This is a genomic window from Fretibacterium fastidiosum, from assembly GCF_964642095.1.
GTDB classification, from domain to species: domain Bacteria; phylum Synergistota; class Synergistia; order Synergistales; family Aminobacteriaceae; genus Fretibacterium; species Fretibacterium fastidiosum.
This window is the reverse complement of the sequence record NZ_OZ209244.1, coordinates 764,490-783,283: the sequence shown is the minus strand read 5'-3', so window position 1 is coordinate 783,283 and position 18,794 is coordinate 764,490. Positions and strand designations below refer to the sequence as shown.

Sequence of the window (18,794 nt, the reverse complement as noted above, 5' to 3'; positions counted from 1 at the left end):
TCTCGTTTTCGAGAGCGCTCACGGACCGTTCAAAGGCTGCCAGCTGCCCCCACTCGGCCCGGCCGGCGCTTCAGATCGAAACGTTACCGTATTCCGCAGGAACGTCCTCCGGGGGCTGCGGCAGCGACGCGCGAGCGATCAACACCTCCGCGGCGGAAACGCTTCAACTCCTCGTCGATTGTCGCCGGGATGTCCGAGAAGTCTATGTCCTCATCCCGAACCGTGCGCAAAGCCGCGATGGCTTCCTTCCGGCTGCGTGGATAGTCACTTGGATAATTGTCGCTCATACGCCTCTCTCTTTCCGCCTTCTCATCGTCCCACGTAAAAAACAAGCTACCCAAAGCATAAAGGGAAACGTGCGGCGTCCTCAACGGCTTCACCAGTATTTCCTTAACGGGCGTGGGGCCGGCGTTCTCCAAGCTGGAAGACGGCCAGACCGGCGACGACGGCCGCTATCCCCGCCCACTGCAGGGGGGCCACCCGCTCCTCGTGAAACAGCATCCCGCTCAGCAATCCCGTGACGGGCACGAGGAGCGAGAAGGGCGCGACCCTTCCGGCGGAGTACGCGGCGATCATCTGGTTCCAGGCGGAGTATGCGAAGAGCGTGGACAGGACGACGAGGTAGAGGACGGAGAGGACGGCGGCGGCGTCGATCTGCGCCAGCGACTGCAGGATGGCAGACGGCCCGTCGCCGACGAGGGAGAGGCCGAGCATGGGGAGGGGGACGAAGATCGAGGACCAGACGATCATCTCCATCATGTCGAGGCTCCTTCCGCTCCGAAGGCTCTCCTCGGACGCCCTCTTGACGATGAGGTTGGAAGAGCTCCAGCAGAACGCGGCCAGGAGGTTCATCAGAAAGGCCGCCGTCGGGACCGCTGCCGCCCCGAAGGGGCCGCCGATCAGTCCCAGGCCGACGGCGGCCAGGCCGATGCCGGCGAGCTGAGCTCCTCCGATCCTCTCCCCCATGAACTGCGCCGACAGGATCAGGGTGAAGATGGCCTGGGACTGCATGACCACCGAGGCCAGCCCCGCGGGCATGCCGATCTTGAGCGAATAGAACATGAAGGAAAACTGTCCCACCCCGCTGAGCAGCGCGTAGGCCGCCATCGTCCGCCAGGAGACGGCGGGCTTCTTCACGAAGAAGATCAGAGGGAGGACGATGAACAGGTACCTCAAAAAGACCAGGAAGAGGGGCGGCACCGACCTCAGCCCGGTCTTGACGACCGCGAAGTTGACGCCCCAGACGACGGCCACCGCCAGGAGCAGCAGGACGTCGCGTCTAGCCATCTTGCCCTCCGCTGACGGGGCGGCCCCGCAGTCGATATGAACTTCCTTCATCCGTTGCCTCCAGATTTGACGGTTGGCCGCGCCCGGCGTGGTCAGTTGATCTCCTCGATGTGGGAGATGTACTCGAGCGACCTCAGGGCCTCGATGATCTCGCTGTGCTTTTTGTACTTCTTCAGCTCGGCGCTGTTGATGGTGAGGGAGACGGTGTAGACGCTCAGGCCCGAGTTCAGGTACGCGGGGTTGGATTCTATGTCCTCAATCCGAATCCCCAGGCGCCGGACCGTCGTGACGAAGTACTGCAGGTTGCCCTTGCTCTTCAGCTCCAGGTGGATCTCGAAGTGGTTCGACTTGTCCTTCATGTACGTTTCGATGGGCGGGAACAGGGCCAGGGAGGAAAACAGGGCCAGAAACGAGATCAGGGCCACCGTGTAGAGCCCGGCGCCCAGCGCCATCCCGACCAGCCCGCAGGACCAGAGGGCCGCCGCCGTGGTCAGGCCCTTGATCTGGCTCCTCGAGCTGAACAGGATGGCGTTGACGCTGATCATCGCGGCGCCGACGACGGCCGCCGCCGAGATGAAGGGGAACCGCTCCGGGGCGGATTGGCAGAGGTACAGGTCCGTCAGCATGGCCGTCGTGGAGGTCAGGGAGACGAGGATGAAGGTGCGCAGTCCTGCGGAATGCCGCTTGCTGGACCGTTCGCAGCCGATGATCGCCGCCAGGACGACCGACATCAGGATCCTCAGCATGACGGAGCGGACGTTGAGCTCCGCCGTCCACCCTCCAAGGATTGACGCGGTCAGGCCGTTGATTTGCGCGTTCATGATGTCCTAAAACCTCCTCGTGCGCGAGTGGTGGATGTTCGCGTAGCGGCGGCCCGCCTCCATCGCCGCATACTGCTTCTCCGACGCCTCCAGAAAGGCCTCCTCTTCCTCCGAGAGGAGCGTCTTTGGGGGCGGGAGGTCCTTCTGTATCTTCTGTATCCTCTCGATCAGCAGCTCTATGGAGGACTTCTGGCCCTCGCCCTGCGAAAGGTCCTCCTCCGGAACGATGTCCTCGATCCGCGTCTGGTAGGACCCCGACAGGTACAGCGAGAGCTTGGCGCAGGCCGGACCGATCAACTCGTAGAGGACGCTGGAGGCCAAAATAATGGTCTGTAGTGCACTCCCCGTCTCCCCTCCGAGCGTCCTGGCGCCGAGGGCCGCGAGGCCGATGGCGACGCCCGCCTGTGGGATCAGGGCCAGGCCGAGGTGGTTCCGGACGTTTTTCGGCTTGCGCACGAGAAAGCAGCCCCAGAAGGCGCCGGCGTACTTCCCCAGGATCCGGACGAGGAAGTAGATGACCCCGACGAGGAGGAGCGGCACGCTACCAACGGCGGCCGAAGTGCGGAAGAGCGCGCCCAACTGGAACGACACCCCTGATCGGACGAAGAACAGGAGGAGGATCGGAGGGCTGAAGTAGTTCAGTTGCTTGAACAGCTTGTCGTCCTCGGTGAGGTTGATGTAGACCGTGCCCATCGACATACAGCCCAGGAGCGGAGAGACGTCGAACAGCGTGCAGATGCCGCAGAACGAGGACAAAAGGGCGATGGAGATGATCAGCCGATTGTCGGTGGAGCGCCTTTGGAACAGCATCCACTTCATCACGAGGCCGAAGAAGCAGCCGAGGCCCAGAACTCCCGCGTTGACGACGATCGGAAGGAGGACGTTCCGGAGGCTGAACCCGCCCCTGCCGGAGATCGACGCCAGGGCGACGGAGATGGCGATGCTGTATTCGACCAATCCGACGACGTCATCCAGCGCCACGACCTGCAGGAGCGTGTTGACGAAGTCCCCCTTTGCGCCCGTCTGCCGGATCGTCATCATGGTCGAGGCGGGGGCGGTCGCCGAGGCGAGGGCGGCCAGGACGATCGAGAAGGCGAAGTTGAGGCGGAGGACGAACCAGGCGGCGACGAAGACGAAGACCGAGGTCAGGAACGCCTCCAGGATCGTGATGACGACCACCTTCAGCCCGTTCTTCTTCAGCACGGACACCTTGAAGAACTCGCCCGTGCTGAACGCGATGAAGGCGAGCGCGATGTCCGGCAGGAAGTCCATGCCCTCGATGATCCGAGGGGGGACGAGGTGCAGGCAGTAGGGCCCGATCAGGATGCCGGAGACGATGTAGGCGGTCACGTCGGGCAGCCTCAGGCGCTTCGTCAGGCGCGTCGCGATGAATCCGGAGAACAGCATGAGCGCTACGGACATGATGACGGCGGCGGCTGAGGACGTATTCTGAAAGGCAGAGAGATAATCCGGCAACGTTGCCCCTCCATTTCGAGGTCCCGCAGTGACGGTTTACAACGTTAATTATAACCCAACCGCAGGGCGGCAGGAAGGGAGGGGCCTCCCAAATCCGCAGGGAGGGGTAGGGTAAACAGAACTATCCAGCAGGGGAGATTTTTTCAAAAAATTGGCCCTGCTGGCCCTCCTCTGTCTTCAAAATCGAGAGCTTTGTTCGTGCCCCTTGCCTTTGGCCCGATAGTCTGGGGAATCAGGGCTCCTGGAGCGGCAGCGCGCTGCGCCCATTCTGCCGATACCGGATCGGGGAGACGCCGTAGCGCCTCTTGAAGGCGCTGCCGAAGTTTCCGCTGTTGGAATAGCCGACGTCGGAGGCAATTTCAAAAACGGATTTGTCCGTCTCTAGCAGCAGCGTCGCGGCCTGGCTCAAACACAGGTTCCTGTGATGGGCATAAATCGGCTCGCCAAAGATATTTTTGAAGCCCTTCTTCATCGTGGTGGAGTTGACGGACAGCTCATGGGCGAGTTCGGAGATCGACGGTGGGTTGTCTATGCGCTCCATCAGAATCCCTGGAATCATTCTGATCCGCTCCAGCTCGAAGGCGTCCCCGCCATTCCCCTCGTTTTCCTCAGACGGCAATCCCCTGGCGATTATCCGCGACAGTATCTCCATCAGCTTGCCCTCGAGGAACAAGCGCTTGACCCGAGTTGGATAGTCATAATGCAGCATCTGCAGAAAAGAACCGGCCATGGCCTGTGGCGCACGCAGCAAACGAGGCTCGCTTCCGTATCCGCTGCCAGCCCTGAGCGCTTCCGCCCACAATGCACCGCCATCCTCTCCGAGGAGGTCCGATAATATCTTCCCGGGACCGCCAAAGGCGATGGTTCTGCTCGGCCTTCCGCCGCGAAAGGTCATGCTGCCCCTGCAGCCCGACGGCGGCAGGAGAAAGAGGTCCCCGGGCGAAACCATTCTGCCGCTGCTCTCGTCCAGGAGGTAAGAGCCGTCTGCGAGGTAGTCCATCCCCAGGACGCCACCGCCGAAATCGTAGGGTATGACGATGTCCGCCCTAGGCGAGATATTGAGAACGTTCAGGCTCACACCATGGAACAGGCTGTGGGTTTCCAGAAGGATTTCCGCAAATGGAGCTGATAGACAAACCAGCCCACCCTCCGGGTCGTCCGCCTTTGGAGCCTTCACGGGCCTCCCCGTCTCATGGATTGCCTCAAAAAACTCTATGTGATCCCTGAAGGTGACGCTGCAAGACCGTTCAATCATTATGGGCTTCCTCATTCAGGCTTCCATTCTCGACAAGGCATCGCACCTTTTGTTAGTCCTGACAAACTAAAGTATTATAGCATTTCGAGAAAAAATTTCCTCTCCCATGACGAAAATTTCCTCCCGCATAAGCGTTCGTCTGTTTGTTATGCCATACTGCGCTATAAGCCCTGTAACGGGCAGAGAGGCCAAATTATCCATAGGAGGTGCTTCAATATGAAAAGCCTTAGAACGAGAAACCTGAGAAGCCGGCGCGGGGCGTTGAATATCGTCGTGCTCTTCCTTCTGGGTATCGTGCTGCTGGCGAACGGAGGCTGCGGGGGGAGCGGAAGGAGCGAAAATGCGGCCTCGCCCTTTGCGGGAGGGCAGGGGACGCAGGAAGACCCCTACCGGATCGCGACGGCGGAACAACTCACAAAGATCAGGGATTACCGGGACAAATCCTTCATCCTGATCTCGGACATCGACCTGTCGTCGTACGGCAACTGGGACCCGATCGGCACGTTCAACAGGGAGATCGACGACCCCGAAAAAAGTGAGGTCGCCAAGTCCTCGCTCGCCTTCGTGGGCCGGTTTGACGGCAACGGGCACACGATCTCGAATCTGACCGTCAACCGCCCCGAGACCGTAGGCGTCGGGCTGTTCGGCTTCGTCGTGGGCAATGCCGCTTCCCAGTCCATCCGGAACCTGACCGTCAGCAATGCGGACGTCAAAGGCGCTTGCATGGTTGGGGGCGTCGTCGGGGTGATCAACGGCGGGATAACCGGCATCAAGCTGACCGGCGGGAACAGGGTGGAAGGCTACGCGGTCGGCGCCGTTGGCGGCATAGCGGGAATGGGGTACGGCGCCATCGAAAACTGCACCGCCAACGCGAGCGTAACCTCCAACGGGAAGGGCATGCAGGGGCTCGGCCTCATCTGTGGGGGCGGCAAGTGGCTGACCGTCCGCGCCTGCACGGCAGAGGGGAACGTCACGGCAAAGGGATTCGGGGCTTTCTCGGTAGGAGGGCTGGTCGGCTGCATCCAGGAGTCGCCGATCATGGAGAACTGCGCCGTAAAGGCGACCATTGATGCCTCGGACGAAAAGAGCTTCATGGTCGGCGGGTTGACGGGCCACGCCGGCAACTACGACAAGAGCAACCCCACCCTGATCCGAAACTGCTCTGCCGACGTCGACATCACGGTTTCGGCTTCGTCGAAGCGGGTCGGCGGGCTGGTCGGTGGGAACCTCTTCGTGTCGGCATTCCTGGAGGAGCACCCGACCCCTTCAATCTATCGCATCACCGGCTGCGCCACGTCCGGCTCCATCAAGGGAAACGCGAGCCAGGTCGGAAGCATCGCCGGATACGGCTACGACTGCTCCGTCACGGACTGCACGAGCACTCTCGTCTGGAGCGGCGGGGCAATCAAACCGGTTGGCCTGATGCAGAGTGCGGGCGAAACGCCCGACCCCATTGGCCTGGATTATTACGCGGGCGAATGAATGACCGCAAAATAAAAAAGTGGGACCATACGGGTCCGTCTGAACCGGGAGGCCAGCCGCTCTGCGGCCGGCCTCTGCAATGGAGCCGTTTTATGAGGGCACTCACTCCGAGAAGATCGCGATCACCCTCTCCACCCCTGCGCCGGGCCGTCAGGCCCGCCCTACAGGCCCCAGGGGGCGCCCTGCCGCTCCGGCAGCGTCCAGACCTTGCGGTGCAGCTCCCGCATCGAGTCCGGGCTGTTCAGCAGCGCCATCTTCTCCTTTTGGGACAGGGCCTCTCCCGACAGGGCCCGATCGACCAGCGCGGGGTTCAGCGCCCCCCTCAGACGGCGGTTCATGGCGAGGTGAAGGGCGTTCGTGTGGGGGTCCGCCACGGCGCGGCGGAAGCCTTCCTCCTGGGAAATGCCCAGGGGCGAGTAGCGGCGGCGTTCCGCCAGCGCCTCCGCCTTGTCCGTCAACTCGCGAGGCGCGTGGAGCTCCTCCGGGATGGCGAACAGCCCCAGGCGGGCGGCAGCCCGCCCCAGGGACGCCCGGCTGGTGAACACGGACAGCGGCACGGAGAGCGCAAGCGGAAGGACCACGGGCAGGAGCCAGAGGAAGAAGGACGGGGTCACCCGATGGAGCAGCCAGCCCCAGGTCAGGCCGATGAGGACCGCCCACCAGTGCGCCCGGACCGCCTCACCCCACGTCGTCCCGCGGTCGTCCCGCGACTGTCCTCCCCAGCCGGTCCCCCAGCCCAGCAGGGTCACGACGACGAATCGGCTGTGGCAGATCATGCGTATGGGTGCCAGCAGCATGGAGAGGATCGTCTCGCCTGCCACCCCCAGAAGCACCCGCAGCGCACCGCCGTAGCGCCGCGCGCTCCGCGCGATCAGCAGGGCATGGATCAGGCAGAGGAGCTTCGGCAGGAAGAGGAGGAGCGCTGTGCAGCTCAGGAGGGTCAGGGCCCACTCCGGGTACCAGACGTGCCACTGGGGGAACAGCATGTTGGGCTGCGGAAAGTAGTTTGGCTCCACCAGGACGTCCAGCAGCGCCTGGATGGAGCTTGCGATCAGGAAGATCAGCCACAGCAGGGCGGAGCCGTAGGACAGGATGCCGTTGAGGAAGAGGGCCCGGTGCGTGGGGAAGAAGCCGTAGGTGAAGATCAGGCGCAGGTGCTGAAGGTTCCCCTGGCACCAGCGCCGGTCGCGCTTCAGCTCGTCGATCAGCGTCGGGGGCGTTTCCTCGTAGCTGCCGTCAACTCCATAGGCCAGCCACACCTCGTAGCCCGCGCGGCGCATCAGGGCGGACTCGACGAAGTCGTGGCTCAGGATCTCCCCGCTGAGGGGCCCGCGGCCCGGCAGCTTCGGCAGCTCGCAGTAGCGCATGAAGGGCTCGACCCGGATGACGGCGTTGTGCCCCCAGTACTGTGCGTCGCCCAGCTGCCAGAAGTTCTGTCCGGCGGCAAAGACCGGACCGTACAGGCTGTTGGCGAACTGCTGCACCCGCGCGATCAGGGTTTCCCGGTTCACCCCCCTGGGGGGCGTCTGGAGGATTCCGATCCGCGGGTTCCGCTCCATGGCGTCCACCATGCGCACCCAGGTCGTCCCGGCCATGACGCTGTCCGCGTCCAGCACGATCATGTAGCGGTAGTTCCGCCCCCAGCGGCGGCAGAAGTTGGCGACGTTGCCGCTCTTTCGCTTCACGTTGGAGGGCCTGCGGCGGTAGAAGAGGTGCCCGTCCATCCCCAGGCGCTCCCGCAGCCCGTACCACGCCTCCTCCTCGCGCACCCAGACGTCGGGGTCCGTGGTGTCGCTGAGGATGAAGACGTCGAAGCGGCCCTCCTGTCCCGTGGCGGACAGGGAACGCCACATCGCCTCCACGCCCGCGCCGACGTTTTTCGGGTCCTCGTTGTAGATGGGGATGAGCACCGCCGTTCGGACGTCCTGTGGAAGGTCCGGCAGGGGGGCGTCGGGGTCGATGATTCGGTAGCCCTGGTATCGGAAGAGCAGCACGAAGAACCCGAAGAGCGCCGTCCAGAACCCCGTCGATATCCAGGCGAAGAGGACGCCGAACAGGGCGCACAGGAGCAGCTCCACCGGCGCGCCGCCCTGGTGGGGGAGCAGGGCGGACATGTAGTCTGCGGCCAGGACGGAGGGGACGACGATCAGCGACAGAAAGAGGCAGCGGCGCCAGAGCGCGGAGCGACGCCAGGCGGGCCGGGCGTTTGGGGCGGGCGTCATCGCGTCCGGCCCTCCTCAGACCGCCGGAGCCTCCTGATAAGGCCCCTCAGAGAGAATCCGCCGCGCGTCATGGAGATGCGGGCCGGAGGCATCGACCCCCGGTTGTAGGGCGGGACGGGCACCGGAAGGGCGTCCGCGTCGGGCAGGAGCCCCCGGTCGGCGCACAGCGCCCTCAGGGCCTCCATGGCGGTCTTCATGTCACAATCCTCGGCATGAGCGGGGAGCGTTTCGCTCGTCCCAGAGGGGCAGAGCTCGTCCATGGTTTTCAGCACCAGCTCCAGCCCCTCCCGCGGGGGGAGGCGAAGGGCCCGGACGTAGAGGAGCAGGCGGTCCCGCAGGACCTCCTCGGGGCGGGGGGCTTGAGGGTCGCAGCGAGTCGGGGTCATGGCCCTACCTCCCAAACACGTAGGTCCAGGTTTCGGTGAGGGGGTCCGGAAGGTTTTCCCCCTTCTTGAGGACCGCGGAGAGGCGCACCGCGGGCGGCAGGGCCGGAAAGACGGAGAAGCCTCCACCCGCGTCCACCTCCACCTGGAAGGAGAGCCGCCAGCCGCCGGTGCGGGAGTTCTTCTCCAGGTGCTTCTGCACCAGCTTGGCCCCTTCGACCTCCACGATGCTGGTGATCCCCGAATCCGGGGGCAGGTCGTTCAGCTCCCCGCCCTTGAAGTCCACGAGGAAGCGCACCCAGTTCTTGCGGTCGCCCATCGCCTGCCGCGTGGCCACCACGCGCCCCAGGGGGTGCAGGCGGTGCTCAAGCCCGCTCCAATAGAGCGTGCAGGCGCCCTTGAGCGGCTCGTCGGGGCTCTCGCGGTTGGGGAGCCAGAAGGCCACGACGTTGTCGTTGTACTCCGAGTCCGTGGGGATCTCGATCAGCTCGACCCGGCCGGGTCCCCAGTCCCCATCGGGCTCGACCCAGAGGGAAGGTCGTTTCTCGTACTCCGCCTCCAGGTCCTGATAGCGCTCGAAGCTCCGACCGCGCTGCAGCAGGCCGAAGCCCAGAAGCCGCTCCGCCGGGATGTCAGTGACGCCCAGCCGCTCTCCGTTGCGCAGGGCCCGCCACTGCCAGACGTCGTCGTCCCTGTGGACCAGCAGGCCGTCGGAGTCGTGGACCTCGGGCCGGTAGTCTCCGCGCCTTCCGTTCTCAGGGGCGCCGTAGAAGTACATGCTGGTGAGGGGGGCAACCCCTGCCTTTTCGATGCCCTTGCGGAAGAACACCTGAAACTCCTCGCGCATCGAGGTCTCCGGCCCCGGAGCGATGACGAAGCGGTAGGCTCCGGCGCAGCTGGGGCTGTCCAGCAGGGCGTAGACCGTCAGCACGGCGTCGCCGCTTGCGGGCTTCTGGACCCAGAACTCGCGGAACCATGGGAACTCCTCGCCGGAGGGGAGCGCCGTGTTCAGAGCCAGTCCACGCGCGGAGAGGCCGTACTTCGTGCCGCGGCCGACGGCTCGGAAGTAGCTGGCCCCCAGAAAGACGGTCACCTCGTCCTTGTACTTGGGGTCGTTGAGGGCGTAGTGGATGCGGAACCCGGCGAAGCCCACGTCGGTGGAGGCCACCTGGGCCTTCAGGTCGTCGTTGGGGTACTGAAAGAGCTCCGTGGAGAAGGGGACCGGGATGGCCTGCCCCTCCTCCACGACGTTGATGTTCACGTTGCGGTCGTAGTAGAAGCCTGAGTGAAAGAACTGAAGCTCGAAGGGCAGGTTCTCGAACCGCCACAGGGCGCGGTCGGGCTTGAAGCGGACGGAGCGCCACTGGTCGTAGCTCAGCGTGCGGAGGGACGCGGGCAGCGGCGCCGGAGGGACGTATTCCGCTTCAGCCGACTTGCGGGCCAGGGCGACCACGTCCTCGAAGCCGAAGGCCCTTCTGGCGTCGGCGGAGGCCGCCGGTCGGTCGGTCGAGGCCGGCCCCTGCGACGCCACGTCCCCGGAGCGCGGGAGCGCGTCCGCGGACGCCCCCCTGGGGGCAGCGGCGATCGGCGTCGAAAAAAGCATCCCCATAACGAGGAGAACGACGACGGAGAGGCTACGGCAGGCTATGGATTTCAAAACGGGCCAGGACAAATGCACCCATCTCCCTTCCTGGTCTTTTCGAACGCGACGGGGAAAGCGTCCTTTTCCGTTAACCTATTCAAGCACAAAGCGCTTCGTCGTCAAGCGTCTCCTCTGCAAGTCGGAGGAAAGGACGCGGGCGCCATGCCGCCAGACCCGGCCGCCTCCCCGCGCCGCGCTGGACAAGAGACGCGAGGACCGCAGCCCGAAAGATCGGGGCTGCGGTCCTCGCGTCATACCAATTTGCGTCTAAAGGGAAAGAAAGGCCCCCCTGCAAGGGGGGCTGCCCCGAAGGGGCTGGGGGGTGTTGAGCCTGAGAAACAACCCCTCCGGTTCGCTAACGCGAACCACCTCCCCTTTCAGGGGAGGCAATCCGTATTAAACGCGAATCGGTATCAATAGGCATCCATTGGTGTGTCTTCGGAGCACGTCCTCGATATCGGGCGACGTCCGGCCGCCGCGATCAGCTCTCCGCTTCCCGCTCCACGACCCGCGCCCCGTCGGTCAGGTCCGACGCGGGGTAGAGGATCACCCGCTCACCGGGCCGAAGCCCCTCCAGCACCTGGGCCTCGACGCCGTTGTCCCGCCCCGTCTCGACGGTCCGAAGCCTCGCGACGCCGTCCTCGACCACGAAGACGGCCTGCTTGCCGTCGTTGCGAAAGAGCGCGCCGGAGGGCACGGTGAGGGCGTCCCGGTCCTCCCACACGACGATCCTGGCCTCGACGCGGAACCCGTGTCCCAGCCTTCCGAGGGACTCCGTCAGGTCGGTGAACCGGACGACGACGTTCACCCGCTGTTCCTCGACCCCCAGGGCGGAGACCTTGGTGAACGCGAAGGGCTCGACCTTCTCGACGATGCCGTTCAGGGGCCTGTCCCCGCCCCAGCCCGACAGGACGACCCGGTCGCCCGACGTGACGCGGACGGCCTCCGAGGACAGGAGCTCGACGACGACCTCCAGCCCGCCCTCGACGTCCCCGACCTCCATCAGAGGGGTCCCGGCGGACAGGGGACCCTCGCTCTCCCGCATCACGCGCAGCACCCGGCCGTCGGCGGGAGCGCAGATGGGGATGACGTCCGCTGCGGTCGTTTGGGGCGCCGTTTCGCTGTCGCCGAAGCGGCGCAGCCGCGACAGGGCGCCCTTGCGCTCCGCCTCCCGAACGGCGATCGCCGCCTCGGCGTTGTGCAGGGCCGCTGCGGTGGTTCGGGCCTCCCTCTCGGCCTGGTCCAACTGGAGCTGGCTGGCGGCTCCGGAAGCCCTCAGGCTGCGCATCCGGCGCAGTTGCATTTGAGCCAGGTCCCGATCGGCGACGGCCCGTTCCCGGTCGGCCCGCGCGAGCTTCAGCGCCGCCTCCGCCGCGGCGAGGTCGGCGCGGCCCCGGTTCTCGTCCCGGGCGTCCAGGGGCGTGGGCACGGACGGCACCATCCTCGCCACGACGGTCTTCCCCGCGGCGACCGCGTCACCCGGCCGGACCTCCACCCGCAGCAGGCGACCGTTCACCGGCGTGGACACCGTGTAGGCGTCGCGGACCCGCGTCCGTCCCTCCTCATCCACCGTCAGGGTCATGGGCCGCCGGGCCACCTCCTCCATCTCAACCTCCAGGGGGAGGGGACGGAAGGCATAGGCCAGAGCGACGGCGATCAGGGCGACGGCGCCGAAGGTGAAGAACTTCCTTGAAATTTTTTTGTGCATCTTCTAACGGCTCCCTTGTCCGTTACTCCCTCGTCTTGATGATGGAGACGAGGTCCGCCTTGTCCATGATCCGCTTCACCAGCCACCCTGAGACGACGGCGGACCCCAGGACCACTGCGGCGCCGGTTCCGGCGCTCGCCGAGGTGAAGTTGGTCGGGATCTGGTAGAGGTCCATGCTGAAGGCCTCGGCAAACAGGAAAAAGGCCCCGTAGCCCAGAAGGGTTCCCCCCACCAGCGCCGCAAGGGTGACGACCGCCAGCTCGCCCAGCAGGACGAAGGCCGTTTCTCCCCTGGTGAACCCCATGACGCGCAAGCTCGCCAGGTCCCGGGCGCGCTCGGCGTAGGCGATGCTCGCGGCGTTGTAGACCACGCCGAAGGCGACCACGCCGGCGATCGCGAGGATGAGGTAGCGCATGGAGCCGGGCCCGCTGTCCATCTGCTGCCGAAACGCCGCGCGGGAGTCGCTTTTGACCCTTACGCCCGCTATGAAGGGCATCCGCTTGAGCGCCCGGTAGATGGAGGATGCCTTCGCCGCGTCGATCCGGAGCCAGGCCCCGGAGACGCGGTTCGGCTCCCGCAGCGCCCGGTTCAGGGAGTCCAGGTCCATGAAGGCCGGGGCGCCCATCACCGTTCCGGCCACGCCGACGACGGGGAGGGAGAGCCGTGGCCTCCGCCCCGTCCGCACCTCCACGTCCAGGACGTCGCCCGCCCGCACGCCCAGGGTGTTCGCGAGGGTGCGCCCCAGGACGACCCCGCCCGGCCGCAGGGGGATGGGGCGCAGATCGGCGTCGAGGGCGAGGTTGAGGCGCTGGGGCGAGATCAGGCCGTCGATCGTCCCGTGATGCTCGCGGAGCCCGTGGCGCAGGATGACGGGGACGCTGCGCGCCGGCTCCGCCTCGATCACGCCGGGCAGGCTGCGCAGCTCGTGGAGCGTCCGGTCCGAGGCGGCGTCGTTGAAGACGACGGCCACGTCGCTGCGGTCGAAGATGTCGAAGGTCAGGGATACCGTCGTGTCGAAACTTCCCAGGATGGCGATCATGCCCACGGACAGCGCCATGCCGAAGGCGATCCCCAGCGCCGCGCCGATCATGCGCCCCGGACGCCGGAGCAGGCGGCGCAGCACCATGCGACAGGGCTGGTCCAGGCGTGCGTCGAGGCGTCGGGTCAGCCCCCCGGTTCGGCTGTAGTCCGGCGGGGCGGGCGGGCGCATCGCGGAGGCCGGGGTCAGCGCAAAGACGCGGCGCAGGACGAAGCAGCCCCCGGCCGAGGCCGAGGCGATGCTCACCAGAAAACCCATGAGGAACGGCCTGGGGTCGGGGCGGAAGGTCAGGGACGGGAACTTGAAGTGGATCAGGTAGACACGGGCCAGAGCCCGTCCCGCCAGCACGCCCAGGACGCACCCGGCCGCGGCGCCCAGCACGGCGATGGCGATGACCATCTTGAAGTAGTGGAGTCCCACCGCCAGGTCGGAGTAACCGAAGGCCTTGATCAGCCCGATCTGCTCGCGCTCGGAGTGGACCATGCGCGAGACGACGAGGGTGAGCAGAAACGCCGCCACGATGAGGAAGAGGGGCGGTATCATGACGCTCATGGAGCGGAGCTGGTCGAGCTCGTCGCCGACGAACCGGTTGGAATGCTGATTCTCCCGACCATAGGATCCGGTCCCCCCGTAGGGGTCGAGAATGCGGTCCACGGCGTCGAGGATCTCCGCGAGGCGGGCGCTGCGGTCCAGGGTCAGGATGGCCTCGTTGAAGGCCCCCTCCATCCCGTAGGCGGCGGCGATGGCCCGGCGTCCCATCCAGAGGACGCCGTACTGGGCGTCGTTCGAGACGACCTCGCCGGGCGCCGTGATGTAGATGAACTCCGGCGACTGCGCCAGCCCCACGATGCGCAGGCTCCGGCGCGAGCCGTTCATCGTAACGGTGAGCCGGTCCCCCGGCCTCAGCCCGCGGGCCGAGGCGAAGCTCCGGAGCAGGAGGACCTCGTCGGCGTTCCCGGGGTCGGGCAGGCGTCCGGCGACGAGGCGGACGCCGTTCAGGTTGGCGCCCTCCGCGTCCGGGAGGGAGAGGGCCCGGCCCCGAATCGGAAGCTCCAGTCCCGGCAGGTCGATCAGGGCCTCCCCGACGACGCGCCCCTCGGCCGCCGAGACGCCGGGAAGCTTGGCGAGGGTGTCGAGCAGGAAGCGCGGCGCGCGCCTGGCCGGCGCGAACACGTCGGCGAACCGACAGCTCTCGTAGTAGGACCGGCGGGTCTCCTGGATGGAGACGAACAGGCCCGACATCATGACCAGTATCATGACCCCCATGGCCACGACCGCACCGATGGCGGCGACCTGCCCCTTCATCCTCCAGAGGTCCCGAAGGAGCTTTCGGTCCAGCGCCCGCATCGGGATCACCATTCGATGGCCTCCGGATCGCTTCGCTCCGCGTTCTCGTCGATCGAACGGATCGCCCCGTCCGCGAAGCGGATCACCCGGTCCGCCATGCCGGCGGTGGCCGCGGCGTGGGTCACGATCAGCACGGTGGTCCCCAGCTCATCGTTGACGTTCGAGAGCACCTTCAGCACGGCCCGCCCGGTGCTGCTGTCGAGGGCCCCCGTGGGCTCGTCGCAGAAGAGCACCGTCGGCCGCTTGGCCACCGCGCGGGCGATGGCGACGCGCTGCTGCTCCCCGCCGGAGAGCTGCGAGGGGAAGTGGTCCACGCGCCCTCCCAGCCCCACCAGCGCGAGGGCCTCGTCCGGGGCCATCGGGTTCGTGGCGATCTCGGTCACCAGCTCCACGTTCTCCCGCGCGGTGAGGCTCGGCATGAGGTTGTAGAACTGAAAGACGAACCCCACGTGGTCGCGCCGGTAGCGGGTGAGCTGAGGCTCCGTCATGGCGCCGAGGTCCGCGCCGCGAAAGCGAACCGCGCCCGACGTCGGGCGGTCCAGGCCGCCGACGACGTTCAACAGGGTGGTCTTGCCGCTTCCGGAGGGCCCCAGCAGGACGACCAGCTCCCCCTCGCGGATCGTCAGGTCGATCCCCCGCAGGGCGTGGACGGCCGCCGTCCCCTCTCCGTAGACCTTCGTCAGCCCCTCGATCTCAAACACGGCGGCTCCGCTTCTATCTCCGGCCAAGAGCCTCGCCTCCTCAAGCAAAAGCCCGGTGGTTCTGGAAGTTTAACGGTTAATCAATGACGTTAACTGCGACGGCCTTTCATTATAGCACACGAAAGCGCGCGAAAAGCGCTGCCGATCGGGCCTCCGAAGGGGAGGGCGGCGGGTCGACGGTTCGGAAGCCGGGTTGTCGGACCATTTTTATGACGAAAATACATAGTTTACATGACGGACCGTGCTTGACCTTTCAACGCCCCTGCATGTACAATATGTACATAGTCTGTAGTGCTTTAGCCTGACTTTTTTGTTCCTGTATTATCTTCTGTCACTTTCTTGCGGGCAGTGCCTCGCAGCCCTGCCCAAAGACTTTGAGGAGGGATTCGCTTGCTTAAGAAGACACCTTTGAACGCGGTGCACCATGAGCTGGAGGGCCAGCTGACGGACTTCGGCGGCTGGGAGATGCCCCTGTGGTACAAGGCGGGGGCGGTGAAGGAGCACCTCTTCGTCCTGGAGAAGAGCGGGATTTTCGACATCTGCCACATGTGCGTGGTGCGCGTCACGGGGAAGGACGCCTTTGAGCTTCTGCAGCGGTGCCTCACCCGCAACCTCGAGAAGATGGCGAAGGGCGCCTGCGGCTACACCATGATCCTGAACGAGCAGGGGCACGTGGTGGACGACTGCATCGCCTACCACGTGGACGGGAACCGCACGGATTACGTGCTGGTGGTCAACTCCAACCGCGACGTCATCGTGGCGGATCACCTGAACAAGCACAAGGGCTCCCTCGACGTCACCATCAAGAACGAGGCCGGGCACTTCGGCAAGATCGACCTCCAGGGGCCGAAGTCTGCGGATATCCTGCGCAAGGCCATGGAGAAGCCGGACCTCCTGAACGGCATGAAGTACTTCCACTTCCTGGGCGATTACGACCCCGCGAAGAACCACGACGTCCATCTGAAGGGCGGCATCCCGGTCCTGATCTCCCGCACGGGCTACACGGGAGAGCTGGGCTTCGAGATCCTCTGCCCCAACGACAAGACCCTCGATGTGTGGAACCTCCTGGTGAAGTCGGGCGGCGACGACATCCTGCCCTGCGGCCTGGCCGCCCGCGACTCGCTGCGCATGGGGGCCATGCTGCCCCTGTCCCAGCAGGACATCGGGCCGTGGCCCTTCGTCAACACCCCCTGGGACTTCGCCCTGCCCCGCGACAAGGAGGGCAAGCTGACGAAGTCCTTCATCGGCTCGGATATCTACAAGAACCCGCCTGAGAGCTACACCCTGGCCTACTGCGGCTTCGACCCGCGCAAGGTCGATGCCCACAGCGGCGCGAAGGTCCTGCTGGACGGCAAGGAGATCGGCGTCGTCACGACCTGCTGCCTCGAGGTGGCCTGCAGCCGCGTGGACGGCAAGATCGTCGGCACGGCCAGCCCGGACAAGCCCGCGGACTTCAAGCCGAGGGGGCTGGTGGCCGGCTACGTCAGGGTGGACCGCAAGCTGGAGCCGGGGACGAAGGTCACCCTGAAGGACGCCCGCCGTTCCATCGAGGTGGAGATCGTCACGGACATCCGTCCGGGCCGCACGGCCCGCGTGGCCATCTGACGCCCTGCCGGCGTTCGAGGCCCGCGTCTTACCGTTTTTCGTTTGTCGTAACTCATCATCAAAAAATATAGGGAGGACACTTGCAAATGAAAGAATTCAACGAGCTGATCTTCAAGGACGACGCGCGCTACACCCAGACGCACGAGTGGGCGAAGAAGGAGGGGAACACCGTCCGGGTTGGGGTGGACGACTTCTCCCAGTCCGCGCTGGGCGACATCGTCTACGCGGAGCTGCCCGAGGTCGGGGCGGAGGTCCACGCCGGCGCGGCGTTCGGCTCTCTGGAGTCCACCAAGGCGGTCAGCGACCTGAACGCTCCCGTCTCCGGCAAGGTGGTCAAGGTCAACGAGGCCCTTGCGGACTCCCCGGACCTGGTGAACAAGGACCCCTTCGGCGAGGGGTGGATGATCGAGATCGAGCCCTCCAACCCGGCGGAGTTCGACAAGCTCATGGCGGTTGATGCCTACAAGGAGTACGCCAAGGGCGAGCACGCCAAGCACTAGGGGAGGCGAGAACCCATGAGGTATCTATCCCAGACGCCGGAGGACACGAAGGAGATGCTTGACGCCATTGGCGTCAAGAGCGTTGAAGACCTCTTCGACTCCATTCCGGCGAACGTGCGGCGCGACGCGCCCATCGACATCGAGCCCAAGAGCGAGTGGGCCCTGTCGAAGGAGATTCGCGCTCTTGCGGCGCAGAACTTCAGCGGCACGGCCTTCCTTGGCGCGGGCTGCTACCCCCACGACATCCCGGCCCACATCCCCTACCTGGCGATGAGGTCCGAGTTCCTGACGTCCTACACGCCCTATCAGCCGGAGGTCAGCCAGGGGACGCTGCAGGCGATCTTCGAGTTCCAGACCATGACGGCGAACCTGCTGGGCACGGAGGTGGCCAACGCCTCCATGTACGACGGCGCGAACTCCGTCGCGGAGGGGGCCCTGATGGCCATCCGCGTCAAGAAGAAGCACAAGGTGGCCTACTCCCGCCTGCTGCACCCCCACTACGTGGAGGAGATGAAGACGTACTTCCGCCCGGCGGGCTTTGAGGCGGTGGAGCTCCCCGTGCTGCCGGACGGGCGCACGGACCTGAGCAAGGTCCCGGACGACGTCTCCGCCGTCGTCGTCCAGTCGCCGAACTTCGCGGGCGTCGTCGAGGACCTGGAGGCGGCGGCCAAGGCGGCCCACGACAAGGGCGCGCTGCTCATGGCGGCCTTCACCGAGGCCATGGCCTGGGGGCTTCTGAAGAACCCCGGCAGCTGCGGCGCGGACATCGTGGCCGGCGAGGGCAGCAGCTTTGGGCTGGCGCTCAACGCGGGCGGCCCCGCCCTGGGGCTTTTGGCCTGCTCCATGAAGAACGTCCGCACCATGCCGGGCCGTCTCGTGGGACAGACCGTGGACCGCAACGGAAATCGCTGCTTCGTCCTGACGCTCTCCGCGCGCGAGCAGCACATCCGCCGCGAGAAGGCCACGTCGAACATCTGCACGAACTCCGGTCACTGCGCGCTGACGGCCGCCATGTACATGGCCTCCGCCGGGCGCGGGGGGCTGCACGCCATCGCGAAGCTGAACCACGACAAGGCCGCTTACCTGAAGGGCGGGCTGGAGAAGGCGGGCTTCAAGCCGCTCTTCAACGCGCCGTTCTTCAACGAGTTCGCCATGAAGGCCCCCGCGGGCTTTGAGAAGAAGTACGGAGAGCTCCTGAAGAAGGGCTTCGCCGCCGGCCTCGACATGGGCCGCTTCTTCCCCGAATACAAGGGCGTGTATCTGTTCTGTGCGACGGAGGTCCACACCCGCGAGGCCATCGACGCATTTCTTAAGGAGGTGGCCTAG

At 65.6% G+C, this 18,794-nt stretch carries 15 protein-coding genes; 4 read left to right on the top strand and 11 right to left on the bottom strand.

Going from position 1 to position 18,794, the window contains the following annotated elements; translation table 11 throughout:
- Positions 1-83 precede the first annotated feature (83 nt).
- The 5 genes from ACK28C_RS03575 to ACK28C_RS03555 all read right to left on the bottom strand — a co-directional run bounded on the left by ACK28C_RS03575 (position 84) and on the right by ACK28C_RS03555 (position 4,839).
- Positions 84-419: a hypothetical protein gene (locus ACK28C_RS03575; RefSeq protein WP_208872619.1), complete on the bottom strand. Its 336-nt coding sequence runs from the start codon at positions 417-419 to the stop codon at positions 84-86.
- On the bottom strand, positions 391-1,338 hold the full coding sequence (locus ACK28C_RS03570; RefSeq protein ID WP_015556062.1) for an EamA family transporter: 948 nt from the start codon (positions 1,336-1,338) through the stop codon (positions 391-393). Before ACK28C_RS03570 ends, ACK28C_RS03575 begins: the two co-directional genes overlap by 29 nt.
- Before the next feature lie 41 nt (positions 1,339-1,379).
- Positions 1,380-2,108, bottom strand: coding sequence for an MgtC/SapB family protein (locus ACK28C_RS03565; protein WP_015556063.1), 729 nt, complete (start codon positions 2,106-2,108; stop codon positions 1,380-1,382).
- Positions 2,109-2,114: 6 nt separating this feature from the next.
- Positions 2,115-3,584 (bottom strand): cation:proton antiporter, encoded by a 1,470-nt coding sequence (locus tag ACK28C_RS03560; protein ID WP_208872620.1) that lies wholly within the window; start codon positions 3,582-3,584, stop codon positions 2,115-2,117.
- Positions 3,585-3,816: 232 nt separating this feature from the next.
- Positions 3,817-4,839, bottom strand: a complete 1,023-nt coding sequence (locus ACK28C_RS03555; protein ID WP_015556064.1) for an AraC family transcriptional regulator — start codon at positions 4,837-4,839, stop codon at positions 3,817-3,819.
- Between the two features lie 216 nt (positions 4,840-5,055).
- Here ACK28C_RS03555 and ACK28C_RS03550 point away from each other — a divergent pair, with 216 nt between their 5' ends.
- Positions 5,056-6,321, top strand: coding sequence for a GLUG motif-containing protein (locus tag ACK28C_RS03550; RefSeq protein WP_015556065.1), 1,266 nt, complete (start codon positions 5,056-5,058; stop codon positions 6,319-6,321).
- A gap of 161 nt (positions 6,322-6,482) precedes the next feature.
- On the opposite strand, the gene mdoH is transcribed toward ACK28C_RS03550, so the two are convergent.
- From mdoH to ACK28C_RS03520, 6 genes are all read right to left on the bottom strand, one after another.
- The gene (mdoH, locus tag ACK28C_RS03545) at positions 6,483-8,543 is read right to left on the bottom strand and encodes a glucans biosynthesis glucosyltransferase MdoH (protein WP_015556066.1); all 2,061 of its coding nucleotides are present in this window, start codon (positions 8,541-8,543) and stop codon (positions 6,483-6,485) included.
- Positions 8,540-8,929 (bottom strand): hypothetical protein, encoded by a 390-nt coding sequence (locus ACK28C_RS03540; protein ID WP_015556067.1) that lies wholly within the window; start codon positions 8,927-8,929, stop codon positions 8,540-8,542. Before ACK28C_RS03540 ends, mdoH begins: the two co-directional genes overlap by 4 nt.
- Positions 8,930-8,933: 4 nt before the next feature.
- On the bottom strand, positions 8,934-10,535 hold the full coding sequence (locus ACK28C_RS03535; protein WP_208872621.1) for a glucan biosynthesis protein: 1,602 nt from the start codon (positions 10,533-10,535) through the stop codon (positions 8,934-8,936).
- A gap of 514 nt (positions 10,536-11,049) precedes the next feature.
- Positions 11,050-12,276 (bottom strand): efflux RND transporter periplasmic adaptor subunit, encoded by a 1,227-nt coding sequence (locus ACK28C_RS03530; RefSeq protein ID WP_015556068.1) that lies wholly within the window; start codon positions 12,274-12,276, stop codon positions 11,050-11,052.
- 22 nt (positions 12,277-12,298) lie between these two features.
- The gene (locus ACK28C_RS03525) at positions 12,299-14,674 is read right to left on the bottom strand and encodes an ABC transporter permease (protein ID WP_409152450.1); all 2,376 of its coding nucleotides are present in this window, start codon (positions 14,672-14,674) and stop codon (positions 12,299-12,301) included.
- Positions 14,668-15,390 (bottom strand): ABC transporter ATP-binding protein, encoded by a 723-nt coding sequence (locus ACK28C_RS03520; RefSeq protein WP_243440565.1) that lies wholly within the window; start codon positions 15,388-15,390, stop codon positions 14,668-14,670. The genes ACK28C_RS03525 and ACK28C_RS03520 overlap by 7 nt, the downstream gene beginning before the upstream one ends.
- 363 nt (positions 15,391-15,753) lie before the next feature.
- On the opposite strand from ACK28C_RS03520, the gene ACK28C_RS03515 reads away from it, so the two are divergent.
- From ACK28C_RS03515 to gcvPA, 3 genes are all read left to right on the top strand, one after another.
- A complete protein-coding gene (locus ACK28C_RS03515; protein ID WP_208872624.1) occupies positions 15,754-16,968 on the top strand; it encodes an aminomethyltransferase family protein in 1,215 nt (404 codons plus the stop codon).
- Between the two features lie 86 nt (positions 16,969-17,054).
- Positions 17,055-17,468 carry a glycine cleavage system protein GcvH gene (gene gcvH, locus ACK28C_RS03510; RefSeq protein WP_015556069.1) on the top strand — a complete coding sequence of 138 codons (414 nt, stop codon included), beginning with the start codon at positions 17,055-17,057 and terminating at the stop codon, positions 17,466-17,468.
- Between the two features lie 15 nt (positions 17,469-17,483).
- Positions 17,484-18,794: an aminomethyl-transferring glycine dehydrogenase subunit GcvPA gene (gcvPA, locus tag ACK28C_RS03505; protein ID WP_015556070.1), complete on the top strand. Its 1,311-nt coding sequence runs from the start codon at positions 17,484-17,486 to the stop codon at positions 18,792-18,794.

Bases quoted from the DNA above. Each gene is read 5' to 3' on its own strand.
- ACK28C_RS03525 (WP_409152450.1), bottom strand. From the start codon at position 14,674: ATGGTGATCCCGATGCGGGCGCTGGACCGAAAGCTCCTTCGGGACCTC.
- ACK28C_RS03530 (WP_015556068.1), bottom strand. From the start codon at position 12,276: ATGCACAAAAAAATTTCAAGGAAGTTCTTCACCTTCGGCGCCGTCGCC.
- mdoH (WP_015556066.1), bottom strand. From the start codon at position 8,543: ATGACGCCCGCCCCAAACGCCCGGCCCGCCTGGCGTCGCTCCGCGCTC.
- ACK28C_RS03535 (WP_208872621.1), bottom strand. From the start codon at position 10,535: ATGGGGATGCTTTTTTCGACGCCGATCGCCGCTGCCCCCAGGGGGGCG.
- ACK28C_RS03555 (WP_015556064.1), bottom strand. From the start codon at position 4,839: ATGATTGAACGGTCTTGCAGCGTCACCTTCAGGGATCACATAGAGTTT.
- gcvPA (WP_015556070.1), top strand. From the start codon at position 17,484: ATGAGGTATCTATCCCAGACGCCGGAGGACACGAAGGAGATGCTTGAC.
- gcvH (WP_015556069.1), top strand. From the start codon at position 17,055: ATGAAAGAATTCAACGAGCTGATCTTCAAGGACGACGCGCGCTACACC.
- ACK28C_RS03540 (WP_015556067.1), bottom strand. From the start codon at position 8,929: ATGACCCCGACTCGCTGCGACCCTCAAGCCCCCCGCCCCGAGGAGGTC.
- ACK28C_RS03550 (WP_015556065.1), top strand. From the start codon at position 5,056: ATGAAAAGCCTTAGAACGAGAAACCTGAGAAGCCGGCGCGGGGCGTTG.
- ACK28C_RS03565 (WP_015556063.1), bottom strand. From the start codon at position 2,108: ATGAACGCGCAAATCAACGGCCTGACCGCGTCAATCCTTGGAGGGTGG.
- ACK28C_RS03570 (WP_015556062.1), bottom strand. From the start codon at position 1,338: ATGAAGGAAGTTCATATCGACTGCGGGGCCGCCCCGTCAGCGGAGGGC.